The sequence below is a fragment of the Streptomyces sp. NPDC020192 genome (genome assembly GCF_044388685.1).
Lineage (GTDB): Bacteria > Actinomycetota > Actinomycetes > Streptomycetales > Streptomycetaceae > Streptomyces.
In genome coordinates this window covers 17,653-38,485 of record NZ_JBIRXG010000014.1, presented here as the reverse complement: position 1 = coordinate 38,485, position 20,833 = coordinate 17,653, and the positions used below count along the sequence as shown (strand labels likewise).

Here is a 20,833-nt window from a genome sequence, read left to right as displayed (position 1 = left end):
ACCGTCCGCCTGGTGGACATTCATGGGCCGTCGTTCACCTGCGGGAAACGTCCTCGGCGTCGGCTGCGTGGCCCGCCCAGTCCAGGATCTGGACGGCGGCCCCGGCGGCCTCCAGTCCCTGGCAACGGCCGTGGTGGCGGCGGGAGATGCCGTCGAGGTCGAGGTGGCGGCCGAAGGCGGGGTGGGCGGCCAGCCGGCGGGCGTAGGCCCACAGGGCGCGGTGGCCGGCGATCCGGTGCACGGCGGAGGCGTCGAGGTGGCAGCGGTGGACGGTGTCGAGCTGCACCAGGGTCACCCACAGTTCGACGTCGGCGGCGGTGAGCCTGCCGTCGACCAGGTACTCCTCCCCCGCGAGGCGGTTCTCCAGCCGGCCCAGGGTGTCGAGCAGCACGTCGAGTGCGGCGGCCCGCTCGGCCGGGTCGGCGCCCGCCCGTCCGGCGCGCTGCGCGGCCTCCTCGATGCCTTCGTCGCACATCCGCTCGACGGCCTCGAGCACGGACTCCTGCCCGCAGGGGTACAGGCCGGCCGGGCTCTCGTGCGGGAAGTGGTCGAGGTCGCGCAGGATGTCGCGGGCCCGGGTGCTGACGATGCGTCCGGACCAGTCGTCGCTGAGCACGGGGGCGAGGGCCGGGCCGGTGTAGTGGTGGGCGCTCGCCTCGTACAGCGGGCGCAGCGCGGCATGGCCGCCGCCGGGACCGTCCGGGACGGCGGGCAGGACGGTGACCGGACAGCTGTCGCCCAGGCCGAGGAGGCTGTGCCCGACGGCGAGGCGCAGTCCGTCGGGACAGGCGGTGGACAGATGGAGCCGGTAGCGGTGGGGCACGGCGTAGTGGCCACTGCGGGCGTCCCGGCCGATCCGGCCCCGGAAGACGGGCGTGGCCCGGTGGACGGACGGAACGGCGGCGAGCGGAGTGATGGACATGCGTCTCCCCTGATGGTGGGCGTGGTTCAGGGCGCGCCGACGGACGTCGTCGGCCGGTGGGCGCGCGGGGGGCCCGGCTCAGCGGCGCGGGCTGATGGCGCTGCAGACGCGCAGCAGATCGATGTGCCGGCGGGAGGTCAGGAGGGGTGCGCTGAGCGGCGTACGGCCGGCGAGGCCGGTGACCGTTTCGAGGCGCCGCATGATTCCCTACCCATTCACTAGGATTCCCTCCCTGGAGTGTCGATCCGGCGTCGTACGACGTCAAGAGGGCGTCCACGCCTGGGACTGTGCGCGGGTGAGGGCGCGGCGGCACGGAGAGCGGCCGCGAGTGTCGGGGGTCTCCTCAGATACTGCGCCATGTGACATAGTACTGCCGTGGCAAAGCGACTGACCTGCGATGTCGTGGTCGTCGGAGCCGGCATGGTGGGCGCGGCCTGTGCGCTGTACGCCGCGCGGGCCGGTCTCGACGTACGAGTGGTGGACCGGGGCCCGGTGGCCGGCGGTACCACCGGAGCGGGCGAGGGCAATCTGCTCGTCTCCGACAAGGAACCGGGCCCGGAGCTCGAACTCGCCCTGCTGTCGGCCCGGTTGTGGGAGGGCCTGGCGGGCGAGCTGGGCGCGGCGATCGAGTACGAGTCCAAGGGCGGCCTGGTGGTCGCCTCCACGCCCCGCACCCTGACCGCGCTGACCGGCTTCGCCGCCGGGCAGCGGGCCGCCGGGGTCACCGCCGAGCCGGTGAGCGCGGCCGAACTCCCGGAGCTGGAGCCGAACTTGGCCTCGGGCATGGCGGGCGGGGTGCACTATCCGCAGGACGCCCAGGTCATGCCCGCCCTGGCCGCCGCCCACCTGCTCCGCGCCTCCGGTGCCCGGCTGCACACGGGCTGGACCGTGACCGGGGTGGCCCGCACCGCGGACGGCACGGTGGCCGGCGTCCGCACCGACCGGGGTGACCTGTACGCACCGGCGGTGGTGAACGCGGCCGGCACCTGGGGCGGCGACCTCGCGGCACTCGCGGGCGTCCGGCTGCCGGTGCTCCCCCGGCGCGGCTTCGTCCTGGTCACCGAGCCGCTGCCGCTCATGGTCCGGCACAAGGTGTACGCGGCGGACTATGTGGCCGACGTGGCGAGCGACTCGGCCGCCCTGCGCACCTCACCGGTCGTGGAGGGCACGGCCGCCGGGCCGGTGCTGATCGGCGCGAGCCGGGAGCGGGTGGGCTTCGACCGCTCACTGTCGCTGGCGGCGGTACGGGCGCTGGCGGCGGGGGCGATCGGCCTGTTCCCCTTCCTGGAGCGGGTGCGCGCGCTGCGGACGTACGCGGGTTTCCGGCCGTATCTGCCCGACCATCTCCCGGCGATCGGCCCCGACCCCAGGGTGCCCGGCCTGTTCCACGCCTGCGGCCACGAGGGCGCCGGCATCGGACTCGCCACCGGCACCGGGCAGTTGATCGCACAGACGCTCACCGGAAAGACACCGGAACTGGATCTCACACCGTTCCGGCCGGAGCGGTTCGACACCGACACCGACACCGACACCGACGGAGGCAAAGCCCGGTGAATCCCCTGGAGTTGGCACGGGCCCGGCCGGGCGAGGCCTTCGTCGTCACCCTGGACGGACGGCCCGTCGAGGCGCTGCCCGGGCAGACGGTCGCGGCGGCGCTGTGGGCGGCGGGCGTGACGGCCTGGCGCAGCACGCGCGGTACGGGCCGGCCGCGTGGGGTGTTCTGCGGGATCGGGGTGTGCTTCGACTGTCTGGTGGCCGTCAACGGCCGGGCGAATCAACGGGCTTGCCTGGTCCCGGTGCACCCGGGCGACGAGATCCGCACCCAGGATGGGACGGGACACGACGATGACTGAGCGCGCGCATCTCGCCGTCGTCGGGGCGGGCCCGGCCGGCCTCGCCGGAGCACTGGCGGCAGCCGCCCGGGGCGTCCGCGTCACCCTGATCGACGCGGCCGGACAGGCGGGCGGCCAGTTCTACCGGCAGCCCGCCCCCGCCCTGAACGCCCGCCGCCCCGAGACCCTGCACCACCAGTGGCGCACCTGGCAGCGCCTGTCGGACGGCCTCGCCCGGCACATCGCAGCCGGGCGGATCACGCACCTGACGGACCACCATGTCTGGTGCGTACGGCGGGAGTCGGACTCCTTCACGGTGCACGCCCTGCTCGGCCCCGCACAGGAGGAGGGGGGCACCGTCCGCGCCGACGCCGTACTGCTCGCCACCGGCGGCTACGAGCGCGTACTGCCCTTCCCGGGCTGGACGCTTCCCGGTGTCGTCACGGCGGGCGGCGCGCAGGCCATGCTCAAGGGCGGGCTGGTGCTGCCCGGCCGGAGGGTGGTGGTCGCGGGCACCGGACCACTGCTGCTGCCGGTGGCGACCGGGCTCGCCGCGGCGGGCGCCGAGGTGGCCGCGCTGGTGGAGTCGGCCTCCCCCACGGCCCTGCTGCGCCGGACGCCGGACCTCGCCCCGCAGCCCGGCAAGCTCGCCGAAGGCGCCTGGTACGCGGGGCAGTTGCTGCGGCACCGGGTGCGCACGCTGACCCGGCACACCGTGGTGGAGGCGCACGGCACCGACCGGCTGACGGCGGTCACCGTCGCCGCGCTGGACCGGACCGGCCGGATCCGGCCCGGCAGCTCCCGCCGCATCCCCTGCGACACCCTCGCCGTCGGCCACGGCATGCTGCCGCACACCGACCTCGCCGAGACCCTCGGCTGCACGCTGAACGGCACGGACGTCCAGGTGGACGAGGAACAGCGCACCGATGTGCCCGGGGTGTGGGCCGCCGGGGAGAGCACGGGTATCGGCGGCGCCGCCCTCGCGCTCGCCGAGGGCCACATCGCCGGCCGCTCGGCCGCCGCCCGCCTGCACGGCATCGCGCCCGATCCGCGCGCCTGGGCCACCGCCGACCGGGCCAGGACCCGGCTGCGAGCGTTCTTCGCGGCGCTCGACACCGTGTACGCGCCGCCCGCGGGCTGGGCGGAGCGGATCCCGGACGACACGGTGGTGTGCCGGTGCGAGGAGGTCACCGCAGGCGAGGTCCGTACGGCCGCCCGGACGCTCGGCGCCGCCGACCTGCGCACCGCGAAGCTGCTCACCCGGGCCGGCATGGGCTGGTGCCAGGGCCGCATGTGCGCGCCCGCGGTGGCCGACCTGACCGGCTGCCCGCTCACTCCGGGCCGTCGGCCCTTCGCACGCCCGGTACCGCTCGGCGTGCTGGCGAGCCTGCCGGACGACGAGACACCCTCACAGCCCACGCAGCAGTGATATGTCACACGCTACTTGGAGGAGAACCCGCATGACCCGTCCCACGCCCCACCCGGAGAACCGCCCCTGGCGCGGCGTCCTCGTCGCCACCGCGCTCCCCCTCCGCGCCGACCTGTCCATCGACCACGACCGCTACGCCGAACACTGCGCCTGGCTGGTCGCGAACGGCTGCGACGGCGTCGTACCCAACGGCTCGCTCGGCGAGTACCAGGTGCTCACCCCCGAGGAGCGGGCCCGGGTGGTGGAGACGGCCGTGGCGGCGATCGGCGGTGAGCGGGTGATGCCGGGGGTCGCCGCGTACGGTTCCGCCGAGGCCCGGCGCTGGGCCGAGCAGGCGGGCGAGGCCGGCTGCGCCTCGGTGATGCTGCTGCCGCCCAACGCCTATCGCGCCGACGAGCGTTCCGTCGTCGCCCACTACGCGGAGGTGGCCAGGTCCGGCCTGCCGGTGGTGGCGTACAACAACCCGATCGACACCAAGGTCGACCTGGTGCCCGAACTCCTCGCCCGGCTGCACGGCGAGGGGCACATCCAGGGCGTCAAGGAGTTCTCCGGCGATGTCCGCCGCGCCTACCGCATCGCCGAACTCGCCCCGGAACTCGACCTGTTGATCGGCGCCGACGACGTCCTGCTGGAGCTTGCCGTGGCGGGCGCCAAGGGTTGGGTGGCCGGCTATCCCAACGCGCTGCCGCGCGCCTCGGCGGAGCTGTACCGGGCCGCGACGGCCGGTGACCTCACCACCGCGCTCCCCCTGTACCGGCAGCTGCACCCGCTGCTGCGCTGGGACTCGCGGACGGAGTTCGTGCAGGCGATCAAGCTGTCCATGGACGTCGTCGGCCGGTACGGCGGCCCGGTGCGCCCGCCGCGCCTCCCGCTGACGCCGGAACAGCAGGCCCAGGTCCGGGCAGCCACCGAGAAGGCCGCCGCCGCGGGACTCGCATAAGCAGCAGGACTCGTACAGGCAAGGGAGTCGGATCATGCGCAGCAAGCTCGTCCTGCACGCCGTCGACTCGCACACCGAGGGCATGCCGACCCGGGTGATCACCGGCGGGATCGGCACGGTACCGGGTGCGACGATGAACGAACGGCGGCTGTACTTCCGTGAACACCTCGACCCCATCAAGCAGTTGCTGATGAACGAGCCGCGCGGCCACTCCGCGATGAGCGGCGCGGTCCTCCAGCCGCCGAGCCGCCCGGACTGCGACTGGGGCGTGATCTACATCGAGGTCTCCGGCTATCTGCCGATGTGCGGGCACGGCACGATCGGGGTGGCGACCGTGCTGGTCGAGACCGGCATGGTCCCGGTCGTGGAGCCGGTGACCACGATCCGGCTGGACACCCCGGCGGGGCCGGTGGTGGCCGAGGTGGCGGTGGAGAACGGCGCCGCGCGGCACGTGACCCTGCGGAACGTGCCGTCGTTCGCCGTCGCGCTGGACCGCAAGATCACCCTCCCGGACGGCCGCACGGTCACCTACGACCTCGCCTACGGCGGCAACTTCTACGCGATCCTCCCCCTCGACGCCTTCGGTCTGCCCTTCGACCGCGCCCACAAGGACGACATCCTCGCGGCCGGCCTCACGCTGATGGAGGCGATCAACTCCGAGGCGGAGCCGGTGCATCCCGAGGACCCGTCCATCCACGGCTGCCATCACGTGCACCTCTACGCGCCCGGCGCCACCGCACGGCACTCGCGGCACGCGATGGCCATCCATCCGGGCTGGTTCGACCGCTCCCCGTGCGGTACGGGCACGAGCGCGCGCATGGCGCAGTTGCACGCGCGCGGCGTACTTCCGCTGCACACCGAGTTCGTGAACGAGTCCTTCATCGGCACCCGGTTCACCGGACGGCTGCTCGGCGAGACGGAGGTCGCCGGGGTCCCGGCCGTGCTGCCGAGCTTCACCGGGCGTGCGTGGATCACCGGCACCGCGCAGTATCTGCTCGACCCCACCGACCCCTTCCCGGAGGGCTTCGTCCTCTAGACGTCCCTCCCCCGGACGTCCTCTAGAATCCGGCCGGTGATGCGTGACATGGCACAGCATGAGAACAAGCCGGAATCGGACCTGCCGGCGCTGCCCCGGCTCGGCGGCCGGCGCAGCAGCTACCGCGAGCGGGTCGCCGACGCACTGCGCGCCGCGCTGATAGCGGGCGAGCTGCGGCCCGGCGAGGTCTACTCCGCGCCCTCGCTCGCCGCCCGCTTCGGTGTCTCGGCGACGCCGGTGCGGGAGGCGATGCTGGACCTGGCCAAGGAGGGCCTGGTCGACACCGTGCCCAACAAGGGCTTCCGGGTGACCGCCGTCTCCGACCAGCAGCTGGACGAGTACACGCACATCCGGGCGCTGATCGAGATCCCCACCGTGACCGCCCTGGCCCGCACGGCCGACCGGGTCTCGCTGGAGGCGCTGCGCCCGGCGGCCCGGGAGATCGTCACGGCGGCGGTGGCCGGTGACCTGATCGCCTACGTCGAGGCCGACACCCGCTTCCACCTCGGTCTGCTGGCCCTGGCCGGCAACGCCCACCTGGTCGAGGTCGTCGCCGACCTGCGCGGCCGCTCACGGCTCTACGGCCTGACCGCGCTGGTCCGGGCGGGCCGGCTGCTCGCCTCCGCCCAGGAGCACCTCGAACTCCTCGACGCCCTGCTGGAGCGGGACGAGGCGGCCGTACACGAGATCATGACCCGGCATCTGGGGCATGTGCGCGGTATGTGGGCGGCGAGCGGGGAGCGCGACTAGCCTGCCACAGAATATTTCGCGGCACAGGTGCCCTTCCTGTGCATTTTTTACGCGCCCGACCCGGCCGGACGAGACAAGAACCGGCAATTTTGCGGTGCATGGGAGCTTCCCGGACCATACACATGTTCCGGCGATCCCGGGACATGTGTTTGATGAGAGGCAGAACCCCCACATGGCCACGGCCGTCGACACCACCCACGCCGACACCACGGACACCGCAGACACCACGGACGCCACGGACCCCTCCGGAACCAGCAAGCATGCCCGGCGCTTCGGCCTGCCCGTGGCCACCGCACTGGTCATGGGCAACATCATCGGCGGCGGCATCTTCATGCTGCCCGCCTCCATCGCCCCCTACGGCACGATCAGCCTGGTCGCGTTCGTCGTACTGACCGTCGCCGCGATCGCCCTGGCCCTGGTCTTCGGCCGGCTCGCCGCGCGGGATCCGCGCACCGGCGGACCGTACGTCTACGCCCGTGAGGCCTTCGGCGACTTCGCCGGCTTCCTGGCCGCCTGGACGTACTGGATCACCGGCTGGGTGTCGAACGCCGCGCTCGCCGTGGCCGCCGTCGGCTACCTCGACGTACTGATACCCGTGGGCGGCCACCCGTGGTCCGCGTGTCTGACGGCCCTGGTCCTGCTGTGGCTCCCCGCGGTCGCCAACTTCGCCGGCACCCGGTACGTGGGCGCCGTACAGCTCGTCTCCACGGTGCTGAAGTTCGTGCCGCTGCTGCTCGTCGCGGTCGGCGGGCTGTTCTTCTTCGACCCGGCGCGGCTCGGGCCGTTCAACTCGAGCGGTCAGAGCCCGGTCGGCGCGGTGTCCGCCTCCGCGGCCCTGCTGCTCTTCTCCTACCTGGGGGTGGAGTCCGCCGCGGTCAGCGCGGGCGAGGTCGAGAACCCCCGCCGCAATGTGGGCCGGGCCACCGTGATCGGTACCGCGGGCGCCGCGCTGGTGTATCTGCTGGGCACCCTCTCCGTCTTCGGCACGGTCCCGCACGAGCGGCTGGTGCACTCCACCGCACCGTTCTCGGACGCCGTGAACGCGATGTTCGGCGGCAACTGGGGCGGTACGGCCGTGGCGGCGGCGGCGGTGATCTCGATGACCGGCTGCCTCAACGGCTGGACGCTGCTGAGCGCCCAGACCCCGTACGCCGCCGCCAAGGACGGTCTGTTCCCGGCGACCTTCGCCCGCCGCCGCCGGGGTGTGCCGACCTTCGGCGTCGGCGTCACGGTCGTGCTCGCCTCCCTGCTCACCGCGTACAACTACCTGTCGGGCTCGACGAAGATCTTCGAGGTCCTGGTCCTGGTCACCACGTTCACCGCGACCGTGCCGTATCTGCTGGCGACGGCCGCGCAGCTCTACCACCTGGTCTCCGGCAACGCCGGGTCGGTGGACCGCGCCCGGCTGGTGCGGGACGGGGTGATCACCGCGGTCGCGGCCGCCTTCTCCCTCTGGCTGATGGCGGGCGCCGGCTACGCGGCGGTCTACCAGGGCGTGCTGTTCCTGTTCGCCGGAGTGCTGGTGTACGCGGTGATGGCGGCCCGCCGGCAGCGCAGGACGGTGTAGGACACGTGGTCAACGGTCCGTTTCGACCAGCGAACGCGGCCTCATGTCGGTCCAGTGAGCGGCGACGTACTCCAGACAGGCCGTCTTGTCGGCCTCGCCGTGGACGACCGACCAGCCCGCCGGGATCTCGGCGAAGGCCGGCCAGAGGGAGTGCTGTCCCTCCGCGTTGACCACCACGAAGAAGCTGCCGTCTTCCTTGTCGAACGGGTTGCTCATGACGTCCCTTCCTTCCTTTCCTTCGAACGAAAACGGTTGATCGCGTCGATGTGCCGGGTGCGCGTCTGCTCGTCCCGCACACCCAGGCCTTCCGTGGGCGCCAGGCACAGCACTCCGACCTTGCCCTGGTGCAGGTTGCCGAGCACGTCGTGGGCGGCCTGTCCGGTCTCCTCCAGGGGATAGACCTCGGAGAGCGTGGGGTGGATCCTCCCCTTCGCGATCAGCCGGTTGGCCTCCCAGGCCTCACGGTAGTTCGCGAAGTGGGAGCCGACGATCCGCTTCAGTGACATCCACAGATACCGGTTGTCGTACTGGTGTTCATAACCGGAGGTGGATGCGCACGTGACGATCGTGCCGCCCTTCCGGGCCACGTACACGGACGCGCCGAAGGTCTCACGGCCCGGATGCTCGAAGACGATGTCCACGTCCTCGCCGCCGGTGAGCTCCCGGATGCGCTTGCCGAAGCGCTTCCACTCCCTGGGGTCCTGGGTGTGCTCGTCCCGCCAGAACCGGTAGTCCTCGGCAGCACGGTCGATGATCGCCTCGGCGCCCATGGAACGGCAGATCGCCGCCTTCTGCGGCGAGGAGACCACACAGACCGGGAAGGCGCCTCCTGCCAGCGCCAACTGTGTGGCGTACGAGCCCAGACCGCCGCTCGCGCCCCAGATGAGGACGTTGTCGCCCTGCTTCATCTGCGCGCCGTTGCGCGAGACCAACTGCCGGTAGGCGGTGGAGTTGACCAGTCCCGACGCGGCGGCCTCCTCCCAGGTCAGGTGCCGCGGCTTCGGCATCAGCTGGTTGGACTTCACCAGGGCGAGCTCCGCCAGACCGCCGAAGTTGGTCTCGAAGCCCCAGATGCGCTGCTCGGGATCCAGCAGGGTGTCGTCGTGTCCGTCGCTGGACTCCAGCTCCACGCTCAGGCAGTGGGCCACGACCTCGTCGCCGGGCTTCCAGGCCTGCACCCCGGGACCGGTCCGCAGCACCACGCCGGCCAGGTCGGAGCCGATCACGTGGTACGGCAGATCGTGCCGCTTCGCCAGGTCACCGCGCCGGCCGTAGCGCTCCAGGAAGGCGAAGGTCGGCAACGGCTCGAAGATGGAGGACCACACGGAGTTGTAGTTGACCGAGGAGGCCATGACCGCCACCAGGGCCTCGCCCGGACCGAGTTCGGGCACCGGCACCTCGTCCAGATGCAGTGACTTGCGCGGGTCCTTGTCGGCCCGGTCGACGCCGGTGAACATCTCCGTCTCGTCCTTGTGCACGGTGACGGCGCGGTAGGACTCGGGCAGCGGCAGGGCCGCGAGGTCGGCGGCGGTCGCCTCCGCCGACAGAATGGCGCTGAGGATCTCGTTCACGTGCTCAGGCCACCGCTCCGGAGGCGGGAGCGAGCGCCCGCAGCGTGGCCCGGATCCGGTCCAGCACGGCCTGCTGCTGCGCCACCAGGTAGAAGTGGGCACCGGGGTACACCTGGAGTTCGAAGGCGCCGTCGGTCTCCTCGGCCCAGGTCCGGGCCTCGTCGGGGGTGACCCGGGGGTCGGCGTCTCCCGTCATCGCGACGAGGGGGCAGCTCAGCCGCGGTCCGGGGCCGCGCCGGTACGTCTCCACCACGCGGTAGTCGGCCCGCAGCGCCGGCAGGATCATGCGCAGCATCTCCTCGTCCTGGAGCAGGGCCGCGTCGGTGCCGTCGAGCTTGGTGACCTCCGCGATCAGCCGCGCGTCGTCGCCCTGGTGGACGTTCTCGGTCCGCAGGACGGACGGGCCCCGGCGGCCGGAGACGAAGAACACCGCGGGCGGCCGCCCGGCGGCCTCCAGGAGCTTGGCCAGCTCGAAGCCGACCATGGCGCCCATGCTGTGGCCGAACAGGGCCAGGGGCGTGTCCTCCCGGTCGTCCAGCGCGCGGAACACCCCCTCCGCCAGTTCCTGGACGGAGTCCGCCTGGGGCTCCTGGCGGCGGTCCTGGCGGCCGGGGTACTGCACCGCGAGCACGTCCACCGCGGGCGACAGCGCCTTGGAGACGGGGAAGTAGAAGCTCGCCGAGCCGCCCGCGTGCGGCAGGCAGAGCAGCCGCGGCGCACCCGGGGTCGGCTGGTGGAAAGTGCGCAGCCACAACTGGTGCTCTGCGCTGGACCGGTCGGCCATGTGTCCCCCTTGGTGGAACATGCTGTGTGCGAAACGTACGTGTACGAAAGGCGGTTGAGGTCGGGAGTGCTGGGCCGGAGCGCCGCCCGGCCCGTGCGGGCGGCGCTCCGGAGGGTCAGACGGTCACGGTCACGTCGTAGGAGACCAGCCACCGGTTGAGCCACAGCGCCATCTCGATGCCGCCGCGGTCGTGCGGCAGGCTGAAGTCGTCCAGCTCGCGGCCGAGGACGCGGTCGACCCGGGTGGTGTTGAGCAGCGGCCGCACCGGCGCGTCCGGGTCGGCCAGCACCTCGCGCAGCTCGGCGCGCAGCGCCTGCTCGTACCGGATGTCCTGGGTGGCGGGGAAGGGCGTCTTGGTGCGCTCCAGGACCGAGTCCGGCAGCACATCGCGGACCGCGGCGCGCAGCAGGCTCTTCTCCCGGCCGTCGAACGACTTCATCGCCCAGGGCACGTTGAACACGTAGTCCATCAGGCGGTGGTCGCAGAACGGCACCCGGACCTCCAGGCCGACGGCCATGCTCATCCGGTCCTTGCGGTCCAGCACGGCCTGCATGAACCGGGTGATGTTCAGGTAGGTGACCTCGCGCATGCGCCGGTCGACCGCGGACTCACCGGGCAGCACGGGCACTTCGGCGAGGGCCTCGGCATAGCGCTCCCGGCGGTAGCCCTCCAGGTCCAGCTTCTCCAGCAGACCCTGGTCGATCAGCGAGCTGCCGCCGAAGATGCGGGCCGAGCCCGGGGTGAGCCAGGGGAAGGTCGGGGCGTCGACCGCCTCCGGGCGCTGGTACCAGCGGTAGCCGCCGAACAGCTCGTCGGCGGACTCGCCGGACAGCACCACGGTGGCCCGCTTGCGGATCTCCCGGCACAGCAGGTAGAGCGACGGCCACAGGTCGCCCCAGTACGCGGGCGGCAGGTCGGTGGCGCCCAGGATCGCCGCCCGGACCGCCGGGTCGGCCAGCTCGGTGCTGTCGAGCAGGACCTCGCGGTGGTCGGAGCCCACATGGGCGGCACAGTCCCGGACATAGGGCGCGTCGGCCGTACCGCGGACCGCGTCCGGTTCGAAGCCGTCGGCCGCGCCCTGGAAGTCCACCGAGTACGAGCGCACGGGGCCGCGTCCCTCGGCGGTGAGCGCACGCTGGGCCAGGGCGGTGATGGCCGAGGAGTCGAGGCCGCCGGAGAGCAGGGTGGCGACCGGGACGTCCGCGATGAGCTGGCGGGAGACGATGTCGTCCAGCAGCTCCCGCACGGTGGCGATGGTGGTGTCCAGGTCGTCGGTGTGCTCGCGGGCCGTGAGCTGCCAGTACCGGGTACGGGTCAGCCCGCCCTCGGTCACCCGCACCACCTGTCCGGGCCGGACCTCCGACACGTCGGCGAACGGCGTGATCTCCGGGGTGCGGACCATGTCCAGGATCTCGGCGAGTCCCTGGGCGTCGGCGCGACGCGGCACGCCGCCGTGGGCCAGGACGGCCTTCGGTTCCGAGCCGAACACCACGCCGTCGGAGGTGCGGGCGTAGTAGAGCGGCTTGACCCCGATCGGGTCGCGGACCAGCAGCAGTTCGCGGGTGGTCGCGTCCCACAGGCCGATGGCGAACATGCCGTTCAGCCGGGCGGCGAAGCCGGCGCCCCACTGCAGATAGGCGTGGAGCACCACCTCGGTGTCGCTGCTGGTGCGGAACGAGTGCCCGTGGGCGGCCAGTTCGGCGCGCAGCTCGCGGAAGTTGTAGATCTCGCCGCAGAAGGTCAGGGCCGCCAGGGTCCGCCCGTCGCGTTCGGCGACCATGGGTTGGGCGCCCCCCGCCGGGTCGATGATGGACAGCCGGCGGTGGCCGAACGCGACGGGTCCCTCGATCCAGACGCCCTCGGCGTCCGGGCCACGGCAGCCCATGGTGTCGGTCATCGCCTGGACGACGGACCGGTGCCGGGCGAGGTCCTCGCCGTGGGCCACCCATCCGGTGATTCCGCACATGTCGTGTCGCTCCTGGGGCTTCAGGCCGCGGAGAGCGCGGCGTTGACTCGGTCGAGCAGCTGGCGTGGCGTACGGGCCTCGCTGATCACGTTCTCGCCGAGTTCGACGCCGTGCTTGCGCTCGATCCGGCGCACGGCGTTCAGCGTGGTGAGCGAGTCGAAGCCGAGCGCGGCGAACGTCACGTCCGACGGGTCGCCCTCGGGCTCCACCGGGTCCTGGTCGCCGATGCTGCGGTTGAAGATGTCGATCAGGTCCTGGATGGTCAGCTCTGCCATGGTCGTTCTTCTCTCTTGTTCTCTCGGTTGTTCTCTCGGTGTTGCCCGGTGTGCGTGATGGCGTGGCAGGGGGTGCCGGGTCAGACGGCGAGCAGCGTGCAGTACCAGTGCATGCCGATGGACAGGCCCGCGAGCGCGATCACGTCGCCCTCGGCCAGCTCGCCGCGTTCGAGCAGGGTGTCCAGGCAGATCAGCTGGTCGGCGCCGCCGCAGTGGCCGAGGTCCCGGGCCAGTTCGGCGTTGGTGCGGTCCAGGGGCACGCCGACGGCCTTGGCGATGTCGGCGAGGGAGTCCTGGTTGTCGTTGAGGTACAGGAACCGCTTCACCCGGCCCGGGTCGACCTCGGCCCGGTCGCACGCGTCCTCGAACACGGTGCGGACGCGGCTGTTGAGGGTGCGGACGAACCGCGCCAGGTGCTCGGGCTCCCGGCGGAAGTGCCGGTACACCAGGGACAGCGGGTCGATGTCCAGGTTGCCGGTGCCCTCGGGGGCGTGCGGGGCGGCGGCGGCGCCGTACTCGACCCGGTAGAAGTCGGCGTAGGTGGGGTCGGTGACCTGCTCGGTGGCCAGCCAGCGCAGCCGGTCGTGGCCGCGGCGCAGCACGGCCGCCGCGGCGCCGTCGCTGCCGAGCAGGGTGTTGAAGCGCATGCGGTTGGTGTGCGCCTCGCTCACCTGGTTGACGGCGACCAGCAGGATCGTCTCGGCGTCGGCGCGGGTCGCGAAGGTGCCGGCGATCTGCTGGAAGGCGGTGACGCCGGACGCGCAGCCCTGGGTGAGCAGCAGCGTCGGTGTCGTGCCGGCGCCGATCGCGCGGGCGACCGCGGCGGAGGTGTCCCACAGCAGGTACTCGGGGACGCTGCTGTCGGCGACCACGACGAGGTCGAGGTCCCGCGGGTCGACGCCCGCCTTGGCGAGGGCCTTCTCGGCGGCGCGCGTGGCGAGCGCGGTGGGGGTGGTGCCCTCCGGGGCGCGGTGGTAGCCGCGGTAGCCCCAGAGCAGGACGCGGTCGGGGTCGTCGACGTGGTCGGCCGCGGTGGCGGCGACGTCGCGGGGGTCGCCGAGGGCGTGGGCGACCGCGAGGACGCCGAAGTCCGTGACGGGCATCGGGCTGGTTCTCCTTGTCCGGTCAGCTTGTCCGGGTGGTCCGGGTGGTCCGGGGCGGGTTCAGCGGGGGAACACGCCGTCGGCGGTCCAGCCGCCGTCGAAGCGCAGGGTGGTGGCGGTGAGGTAGGCGAACGGGGCGCCGGTGAGGGTCAGGACGAGGTCGGCGATCTCCTCGGGCTCGGCGAGCCGCCCCAGCGGGGTGCGGGCGGCGATGGCGGCCTCGTCCAGGTTGCCGTTGGCGAAGCCCTCCGCCACGAGGGGGGTGCGGACGTAGCCGGGGCTGACGGCCACCACACGTACGCCGTGCTCCGCCCATTCGACGCCGAGCGCCTCCGTGAGCATGACCACGCCCGCCTTGGACGCGCAGTAGGCGGCGCGGCCGGGAACGGCACGGTGGGCCATGACCGAGGCGAGGTTCACCACGAGTCCGCCGCGCGCGGACAGGGCGGGGAACAACGCCTGGGCGCAGTAGAAGGTGCCGCTGAGGTTGACGCCGACGACCCGCTCCCAGGTGCGGGGCTTCAGCTCGGCCGACGGGGCGATCGCGCCGACGCCCGCGCTGTTGACGAGGAGGTCGGTCGCGGTCACCTCGCGGGCGGCGGCCTGGACGGACTCGGCGTCGGAGACGTCCACCTCGCGCCAGTCGGCGAGGCCGGTGTCGTCGCCCGGTTTGCGGTCCCAGCCGGTCACCGCCCAGCCCGCCCGGGCCAGCCGGGCGGCGACGGCCGCGCCGATCCCGCTGGACGATCCGGTCACGACCGCGTGTCGTTGTCGGTTCACGTCCGCTCCCTCCAGGTCCGGTAGACGGTCTCCACGGACGCGCTCACCGCGGCGACGGCGGCCTCGTAGGCGCCGGCCACCGGGTGGGCGCTCGGCGCCGGGTGCACGGCCGGCCGTCCCAGGCCGAGCGCGGCCAGGTCCGGGGCGTGGCCCTCGGCCCACAGCGCGGCGGCGGCCCAGCGCAGCTGGTCGAGCTGGGGCCGGGTCGCCGAGCCCGCGCTGACCGTGAGGTGCGGGCGGCCGGCGAGGGTGGCCGCGACGAACCGGGTGAGGCTGCCGCAGCCGGCCTGGACGAACACCCGGGCGCCGTCCCGGTACAGCCGCTCGACCACGGCACGGAACCGGACGGGCTCCACCAGGTGCCGGTTCAGCAGGGCGCGCAGCTCCGTCTCGTCGTCCGGGTAGGGCGCGACGGTGGTCGCGGACCAGACCGGGACGGCGGGGCGGTTGAGCGGTACCCGGTCGAACACGGCGGAGAAGCCCGGCAGATACGGGGCGAGCATCGGCGAGTGGAAGCCGGACCGGAACGGCAGCACCCTGCGGGGCACCTCGGGGTCGGCGATCCGGGCGAGGCAGCGGGCGACGGCGTCCTCGTCGCCGCACAGCACGCTCTGGTCGGGCGCGTTGTCGTGGGACAGCACGACCCGTGGCTCCCCCTCGGCGAGCCGGGCCGCCGCCTCGGCGGGCAGACCGACGGCGGCGAAGACCACGTCCGGGACCGGGGCGGCGCCCATGGTGCGGGCGAAGTCGTCGAACGCCGGCTCGGCGAAGAGGCCCGCCGCGAACAGGGCGCTCCACTCCCCCGCGCTGTGCCCCGCCATCGCGTCCGGGACGATGCCGGCCCGCAGCAGTGCCGTGTGGAGCACCCGGTTGAGGTGCAGTGTGGCCCGGGTGCGGTCGGCGAGGCCGGTGGAGCGGGGCGCCGGTCCGGCCGGGCGGCCCAGCCAGCGCAGGACGTCGTCGGGGGGCGGGCCGGTACGGGCGTCCAGTCCGGGGAAGAGGAACACGGTGCCGCCGGGCGGTGCGGGCCGGGGCGCGAACCAGAGGTCGTTGCCGCCGTGCCAGGGTTCGCCACGGTCGATCAGGGCGAGGGCCTGCTCGATCCGCTCGGGCATCGGGTCGTACACCGCGACGCGGCAGGGGCCGGTGCCGCCGCGGCGGCCCGAGCGCAGGGCGGCGCGCAGGGCGCCGGGGCCGGCCGCGGCGGCGAGAAGGATGTCAGTCAAGGGTGCTCCCGAACCCGGCGGGGTCCCCGGCGGCGAGCAGCACCTGTGGGTCACGGCCGAAGGCCAGCTCCCGCAGGAAGGCCCGGACGCCGTCGTCCGGGTCGATCAGGCCGATGCCGTTGCGGAGGTACGCCCGTTCCAGTTCGGCGGTGACCATGCCGCCCGCGTCCGCCGCCCAGGGGCCCCAGTCCAGGGCGAGGACCCGGTCGGCGAGCCGGCCGGACCACTGGCGGGCGAAGGTGTCCAGGGCGTCGTTGGCGGCGGTGTAGTCGGTCTGGCCGCGGTTGCCGGTCACGCCGGCGATGCTGCCGAAGAGCACCAGGTGGCGCAGGCCCGGCCGGAGCCGGGCGGCCAGCGCCCGGGCGCCCGTGACCTTCGTGTCGTACACCTCGGCGAACTCGCCGGGGGTCTTGTCCCGCAGCAGCCGGTCGCGGACCAGGCCGGCCGCGTGGACGACGGTGTCCAGCCGGCCGTGCCGGTCGTACACGTCGTCCAGGACGGCGCCCAGCCGCTCGGGGTCGCGTACGTCGGCGCGGTGGTAGCGCACGGACGCGGCCGACCCGGCGAGGTCGTCCAGGCACTGCCGGACCTGGCGGCCGGCGGCGTGGGCGCGGACCGCGCGCTCGATGCCGGCCGGGTCGCGCCCGCCCTCGGCGATCAGGCGGGCGCGCAGGTCCACGTCGGTCAGGACGGGTCCGTCGACGGGTGCGCTGCGGCCGACGAGTTCGACATGGCAGCCGGTGAGCGTGGCCAGGGCGCGGGCGATGCGCGCCGTGATGCCGCGCGCGCCGCCGGTGAGGAGCACCACGGAGTCGCGGTCGAGGCCGAGGTCGCCGGGCGTGACCTCGCGGTCGGGCAACGGGGCCGGCCGGCTGTGCCAGACGGCCCGCCGGCCCGCGCTGTGGGTCACGGAGGGCCGGCCTGCGCCGAGTTCGGCGAGCAGGGTGCGCGCCGCCTCCTCGGCCGGCTGTCCGGCGGGCAGGTCGACGGCGACCACGGCGAGGCCGGGGTGTTCACGGGAGACGGCGCGGGCGAGCCCGTGCAGGCCGCCACCGGCATGTCCGGCCTCGTGGCAGGTGGCCAGCAGCAGGGTGCGTACGCCGCCCAGAACGGCCGCCCGTATCCCGGCGAACCGGCCGGGCAGCACCCCGTCGCCGCCGTCGAGGGCGTCGAGCAGCACCAGCGCGTCACAGCCGACGGGGTCACTGACGACCTCGGCACCGCGCTCCTTGAGCAGGGCGGCCACCGCGTCCCCGACCTCGCCACCGCCGCTGACGGCCGCCCGGGTGACGGTCACTGACGGGCCGACGGGGCGTTCTTCGGGCACGGTCTCGACGACGTGGCGGACGGTGGCCGCCGGTGCGGCGGGCAGGCTCTCGGAGTCTCGTTCAGCCGCGCGGCCGGCGGGCGGGGTCGACGGGCCGGTGGGCAGGGCTTCGGGACCCGACTCGGCCGCCTGGAACACGGCGTTCGGCGGGCCGAGGGGCAGGCCCTCGGAGTCCCGTTCAGCCTCGTGGGTGGTGGTGCCGGAAACGGTGTGAGCGGTGAGCCAGTCGGTCATCGAGCGGATGGTGCGCAGGTCGGCGAGTCGGCCGACGGCGTCCGCGTGCGGGGTGCCGCGCAGCAACGCGGAGGCGATCTCGGTGCGTTTGAGCGAGTCGACGCCGAGGGCGGCTTCCAGGTCCAGGTCCGGGTCGAGCATGGCGGGCGGGTAGCCGGTGCGTGCGGCGACCAGTTCCAGGACCGTGGGTGCGGCGGTCTCGGCGGGCCGCGGAGAGGCTGTGTCCTCGGCGGGGGGCTCGGGGGCGGGGGCGTCCGTGCCGAGGTAGCGGAGCATGACCTCCTGCTGCGCGGCCACGATCCGCTCGGTGGCGCGCAGGAACTCGATGACGGTTCCGTCGCGGCCGTCCGCGCTGCCGCCGCCGGTGAGGGTGACGGGCGGTCCGGCCGGCTGGAGTCCGCCGGGTACCGGCGTGCCGTCCGCGGTCCGCACCAGGTGACCGTCGACGGTCCATCCGGCGGGCGCGGGGCCCGGCTCGGACGACGCGGTGTGGTCGCCGGTCAGTTCGTCCAGCCGTACGGGTGTGCCGCGTACGGCGAGCGCGGCGAGGGTGCCGAGCAGGTGGGCGAGGCCGGGGCGGCCCGGGGCCTCCACAGACAGGGCGGTGTGCGGGCGGTCGGCGAGCACCTCGCCGACCAGGCGGGTCAGGACCGTGCCCGGGCCCGCCTCCACGAAGACGCGGACACCGGCGGCGTACATGTCCTCGATCTGCTCGGCGAACCGCACCGGGCGGGCGAGGGCACCGGCGAGCAGGGTGCGTATCGCCTCGGGGTCCGCCGGGTACGGCCGGGCGGTGGCGCCCGACCAGACGGGCAGCCGGGGCGTGCGCAGGCCCTGGCCGGCCAGGGCGGTGGCGAACGCGTCGACGGCCGGGGCCATCCGCGGGCTGTGGAAGGCGGCCGCGACCGGGAGCCGCTTGGCGGTGTGCCCGGCCTCCCGCAGCACGGCGACGGCCGCGTCGATGCCGGCCGCGGAGCCGGCGAGCACCAGCTGTCCGGGGGCGTTGTGGTTGGCCGGAGCGACGTCGTCCGCCAGGCCGTGGCGGGCGAGCAGGTCGGCGACCGGGCCGGCGGGCGCGGCGACGGCGGCCATCGCGCCGGGGTCCCGGCCCGCCGCGGTGTGCATGGCCTCGGCCCGGGCGCCGCTGAGCGGCAGTACGGCGTCCTCGGGGAGGGCGCCGGCGGCGGCGAGCGCGGGCAGTTCGCCGTAGCTGTGCCCGGCGGCCATGTCGGGTTCGACGCCGCAGGCCCGCAGCAGGTCCAGGGCGGCCAGGCCGCCGAGCCCGAGGGCGGGCTGGGCGAGCCGGGTGTCGACCAGGCGCGGGGGGTCGCCGCCGAACGTGGCGGGCGGGAAGACGGCACCGGCCAGCGCCGGTTCGGCGCGCAGGAACCGGTGCAGCCGCGGGAACGCGACGAACAGGTCGGCCAGCATGCCGGGCCGCTGACTGCCCTGTCCCGGGAACAGCAGCGCGACAGGCTGCCGGCTGCCGTCGCCCGCGTGGACGCCGCGCTCGGGGCGGTCCTCCAGCCGCAGCGCGAGGTCGAGTTGCTCGCGCAGCGCGTCGGTGTCCTCGGTGACGATCGCGACCCGGGTCGGGCCGGTTCCGGTGACACCGGTCAGGGCGGACGCCGGTACGGTCCCGTCGGCCAGCCGGCCGGCCAGGTCCCGCAGCGCGTCGCGGACCTCGTCCTCGGTGCCGCGGAACAGCAGCAGTCCGGCGGGCCGGGGCGCGGTCGCGGTCGCGGGGTCCGGGGCGGGGGCGGCCACGACGGCGTGGTAGTTCACCCCGCCGAAGCCGAACGCGCTGACGCCGGCGACGCGGTGCGGCTCGGCCCAGGGGCGGGCCGCGGTGTCGAAGGCGAACGGGCTGGTGGCCGGGTCCCAGGCCGCGTTGGGCTCGGTGAGCCGGGTGGGCGGCCGGACGCCGGTGTGCACGGCGAGCACCGCCTTGATCAGTCCCGCCATGCCGGCCGCGCACTTGGCGTGGCCGATGAGGGACTTCACCGAGCCGAGCGAGCAGGCGCCGGGCCGGGCGCCCGCGGTGCGGAACACCTCGGTGAGCGTCTCGAGTTCGGTGCGGTCCCCCAGTACGGTGCCGGTGCCGTGGGCCTCGACCAGGCCGACCTCGCGGGGGGACACTCCCGCGAGGGCGTAGGCGCGTTCCAGGGCGCGCCGCTGGCCTTCGGGCCGGGGCGCGGTCAGGCCGAGGCCGCGCCCGTCGCTGCCCGCGCCGACGGCCTTGATCACGGCGTAGACCCGGTCGCCGTCCCGTTCGGCGTCCGTGAGCCGCTTCAGCACGAGGCAGGCGACGCCCTCGGCGAGGACGATGCCGTCGGCCGAGGCGTCGAAGGCGCGGCAGCGGCCGGTGGGCGACAGTGCCCGCACGGAGCCGAACAGCAGGTGGTCGTGGAGTCCGTTGTGGGTGTCGACCGCGCCGCACAGCACCATGTCACTGGTTTTGGCGAGGAGTTCCTTGCAGGCCTGGTCGAGCGCGGCCAGCGAGGAGGCGCAGGCCGCGTCCACCGTGTAGGTGGGGCCGCCGAGGTCCAGGCGGTTGGCGATCCGGCCGGCGATGACGTTGGCGAGGGTGCCGGGGAAGGAGTCCTCGGTCAGCCGGGGCAGCCGTGCGTCCAGCTCCTCCGGGACGGTGCCGAGGTGCTGCCCGAGCAGCGACCGCGCCGCGTACGCGGAGGCGAGGTCGGCCCCCGCCTCCGCGGCGAAGATCACCGAGGTGCTCTCCCGGTCGAACGGCCGCTCGTCGTACCCGGCGTCGGCCAGGGCCCGGCCGGCGGTGTCCAGGGCGAGCAGCTGCGCGGGCTCGATGCCGCCGAGGGAGGTGGGCGGCACTCCGTGGGCGAGCGCGTCGAAGGGCAGCGGCGGCAGGAAACCGCCCCGCTTGGACGGCGACTGCTCGCCGGGTGCCGCCTCGGCCCCGGCCCAGTGGCGGTCGGCGGACCAGCGGTCCGGGGGCACGTCGGTGACCGCGTCGGCACCGGCCACGACGTTGGCCCAGTACCGGCCGAGGTCCGGGGCACCGGGGAACGCGCAGGCCATGCCGACGACCGCCACGTCATAGGAACGCGGGCTCATC

At 74.0% G+C, this 20,833-nt stretch carries 18 protein-coding genes; 7 read left to right on the top strand and 11 right to left on the bottom strand.

The genetic code is table 11. The features are described 5' to 3' along the window. Window positions 1-34: 34 nt before the first annotated feature. Window positions 35-922 (bottom strand): glutathione S-transferase C-terminal domain-containing protein, encoded by an 888-nt coding sequence (locus tag ACH47Z_RS25960; RefSeq protein ID WP_399077592.1) that lies wholly within the window; start codon window positions 920-922, stop codon window positions 35-37. Window positions 923-1,000: 78 nt separating this feature from the next. Next, the gene (locus ACH47Z_RS25955) at window positions 1,001-1,123 is read right to left on the bottom strand and encodes a putative leader peptide (RefSeq protein WP_399077589.1); all 123 of its coding nucleotides are present in this window, start codon (window positions 1,121-1,123) and stop codon (window positions 1,001-1,003) included. 174 nt (window positions 1,124-1,297) lie between these two features. Here ACH47Z_RS25955 and ACH47Z_RS25950 point away from each other — a divergent pair, with 174 nt between their 5' ends. The 7 genes from ACH47Z_RS25950 (at window position 1,298) to ACH47Z_RS25920 (ending at window position 8,476) form a co-directional block, all read left to right on the top strand. Continuing rightward, the gene (locus tag ACH47Z_RS25950) at window positions 1,298-2,476 is read left to right on the top strand and encodes an NAD(P)/FAD-dependent oxidoreductase (protein ID WP_399077587.1); all 1,179 of its coding nucleotides are present in this window, start codon (window positions 1,298-1,300) and stop codon (window positions 2,474-2,476) included. Beyond that, window positions 2,473-2,775 carry a (2Fe-2S)-binding protein gene (locus ACH47Z_RS25945; RefSeq protein WP_399077585.1) on the top strand — a complete coding sequence of 101 codons (303 nt, stop codon included), beginning with the start codon at window positions 2,473-2,475 and terminating at the stop codon, window positions 2,773-2,775. The genes ACH47Z_RS25950 and ACH47Z_RS25945 overlap by 4 nt, the downstream gene beginning before the upstream one ends. Next, on the top strand, window positions 2,768-4,183 hold the full coding sequence (locus ACH47Z_RS25940; protein ID WP_399077583.1) for an FAD-dependent oxidoreductase: 1,416 nt from the start codon (window positions 2,768-2,770) through the stop codon (window positions 4,181-4,183). The genes ACH47Z_RS25945 and ACH47Z_RS25940 overlap by 8 nt, the downstream gene beginning before the upstream one ends. A gap of 31 nt (window positions 4,184-4,214) precedes the next feature. Beyond that, window positions 4,215-5,123, top strand: coding sequence for a dihydrodipicolinate synthase family protein (locus ACH47Z_RS25935; RefSeq protein ID WP_399077581.1), 909 nt, complete (start codon window positions 4,215-4,217; stop codon window positions 5,121-5,123). Window positions 5,124-5,157: 34 nt separating this feature from the next. Then, window positions 5,158-6,159, top strand: coding sequence for a proline racemase family protein (locus ACH47Z_RS25930; protein ID WP_399077579.1), 1,002 nt, complete (start codon window positions 5,158-5,160; stop codon window positions 6,157-6,159). A gap of 48 nt (window positions 6,160-6,207) precedes the next feature. Then, window positions 6,208-6,909, top strand: coding sequence for a GntR family transcriptional regulator (locus tag ACH47Z_RS25925; RefSeq protein ID WP_399077577.1), 702 nt, complete (start codon window positions 6,208-6,210; stop codon window positions 6,907-6,909). A 172-nt stretch (window positions 6,910-7,081) separates the two neighbouring features. After that, the gene (locus ACH47Z_RS25920) at window positions 7,082-8,476 is read left to right on the top strand and encodes an amino acid permease (protein ID WP_399077575.1); all 1,395 of its coding nucleotides are present in this window, start codon (window positions 7,082-7,084) and stop codon (window positions 8,474-8,476) included. A 9-nt stretch (window positions 8,477-8,485) separates the two neighbouring features. On the opposite strand, the gene ACH47Z_RS25915 is transcribed toward ACH47Z_RS25920, so the two are convergent. From ACH47Z_RS25915 to ACH47Z_RS25875, 9 genes are all read right to left on the bottom strand, one after another. After that, window positions 8,486-8,692 (bottom strand): MbtH family protein, encoded by a 207-nt coding sequence (locus ACH47Z_RS25915; RefSeq protein WP_399077572.1) that lies wholly within the window; start codon window positions 8,690-8,692, stop codon window positions 8,486-8,488. Continuing rightward, window positions 8,689-10,047, bottom strand: coding sequence for a crotonyl-CoA carboxylase/reductase (gene ccrA / locus ACH47Z_RS25910; RefSeq protein ID WP_399077570.1), 1,359 nt, complete (start codon window positions 10,045-10,047; stop codon window positions 8,689-8,691). Before ccrA ends, ACH47Z_RS25915 begins: the two co-directional genes overlap by 4 nt. 4 nt (window positions 10,048-10,051) lie before the next feature. Continuing rightward, window positions 10,052-10,831: a thioesterase II family protein gene (locus tag ACH47Z_RS25905; RefSeq protein WP_399077568.1), complete on the bottom strand. Its 780-nt coding sequence runs from the start codon at window positions 10,829-10,831 to the stop codon at window positions 10,052-10,054. A 115-nt stretch (window positions 10,832-10,946) separates the two neighbouring features. Then, window positions 10,947-12,797, bottom strand: coding sequence for an asparagine synthase (glutamine-hydrolyzing) (gene asnB / locus ACH47Z_RS25900; protein WP_399077566.1), 1,851 nt, complete (start codon window positions 12,795-12,797; stop codon window positions 10,947-10,949). 20 nt (window positions 12,798-12,817) lie between these two features. After that, window positions 12,818-13,072 carry an acyl carrier protein gene (locus ACH47Z_RS25895; protein ID WP_399077565.1) on the bottom strand — a complete coding sequence of 85 codons (255 nt, stop codon included), beginning with the start codon at window positions 13,070-13,072 and terminating at the stop codon, window positions 12,818-12,820. A gap of 80 nt (window positions 13,073-13,152) precedes the next feature. Further along, a complete protein-coding gene (locus ACH47Z_RS25890; RefSeq protein ID WP_399077563.1) occupies window positions 13,153-14,175 on the bottom strand; it encodes a 3-oxoacyl-ACP synthase III family protein in 1,023 nt (340 codons plus the stop codon). Window positions 14,176-14,235: 60 nt separating this feature from the next. After that, window positions 14,236-14,955, bottom strand: coding sequence for an SDR family NAD(P)-dependent oxidoreductase (locus ACH47Z_RS25885; RefSeq protein ID WP_399077561.1), 720 nt, complete (start codon window positions 14,953-14,955; stop codon window positions 14,236-14,238). Beyond that, complete coding sequence (locus tag ACH47Z_RS25880) at window positions 14,952-16,181, bottom strand: ACP S-malonyltransferase (RefSeq protein WP_399077559.1); 1,230 nt, start codon at window positions 16,179-16,181, stop codon at window positions 14,952-14,954. The genes ACH47Z_RS25885 and ACH47Z_RS25880 overlap by 4 nt, the downstream gene beginning before the upstream one ends. Then, window positions 16,174-20,832 (bottom strand): SDR family NAD(P)-dependent oxidoreductase, encoded by a 4,659-nt coding sequence (locus tag ACH47Z_RS25875; protein WP_399077557.1) that lies wholly within the window; start codon window positions 20,830-20,832, stop codon window positions 16,174-16,176. The genes ACH47Z_RS25880 and ACH47Z_RS25875 overlap by 8 nt, the downstream gene beginning before the upstream one ends. Between the last annotated feature and the right edge of the window lies 1 nt (window position 20,833).

Excerpts from the sequence above, each read along its gene's own strand:
- ACH47Z_RS25875 (WP_399077557.1), bottom strand. The coding sequence starts at position 20,832 with ATGAGCCCGCGTTCCTATGACGTGGCGGTCGTCGGCATGGCCTGCGCG.
- asnB (WP_399077566.1), bottom strand. The coding sequence starts at position 12,797 with ATGTGCGGAATCACCGGATGGGTGGCCCACGGCGAGGACCTCGCCCGG.
- ACH47Z_RS25955 (WP_399077589.1), bottom strand. The coding sequence starts at position 1,123 with ATGCGGCGCCTCGAAACGGTCACCGGCCTCGCCGGCCGTACGCCGCTC.
- ACH47Z_RS25935 (WP_399077581.1), top strand. The coding sequence starts at position 4,215 with ATGACCCGTCCCACGCCCCACCCGGAGAACCGCCCCTGGCGCGGCGTC.
- ACH47Z_RS25930 (WP_399077579.1), top strand. The coding sequence starts at position 5,158 with ATGCGCAGCAAGCTCGTCCTGCACGCCGTCGACTCGCACACCGAGGGC.
- ACH47Z_RS25920 (WP_399077575.1), top strand. The coding sequence starts at position 7,082 with ATGGCCACGGCCGTCGACACCACCCACGCCGACACCACGGACACCGCA.
- ACH47Z_RS25940 (WP_399077583.1), top strand. The coding sequence starts at position 2,768 with ATGACTGAGCGCGCGCATCTCGCCGTCGTCGGGGCGGGCCCGGCCGGC.
- ACH47Z_RS25890 (WP_399077563.1), bottom strand. The coding sequence starts at position 14,175 with ATGCCCGTCACGGACTTCGGCGTCCTCGCGGTCGCCCACGCCCTCGGC.
- ACH47Z_RS25915 (WP_399077572.1), bottom strand. The coding sequence starts at position 8,692 with ATGAGCAACCCGTTCGACAAGGAAGACGGCAGCTTCTTCGTGGTGGTC.
- ACH47Z_RS25905 (WP_399077568.1), bottom strand. The coding sequence starts at position 10,831 with ATGGCCGACCGGTCCAGCGCAGAGCACCAGTTGTGGCTGCGCACTTTC.
- ACH47Z_RS25960 (WP_399077592.1), bottom strand. The coding sequence starts at position 922 with ATGTCCATCACTCCGCTCGCCGCCGTTCCGTCCGTCCACCGGGCCACG.
- ACH47Z_RS25925 (WP_399077577.1), top strand. The coding sequence starts at position 6,208 with ATGGCACAGCATGAGAACAAGCCGGAATCGGACCTGCCGGCGCTGCCC.
- ACH47Z_RS25895 (WP_399077565.1), bottom strand. The coding sequence starts at position 13,072 with ATGGCAGAGCTGACCATCCAGGACCTGATCGACATCTTCAACCGCAGC.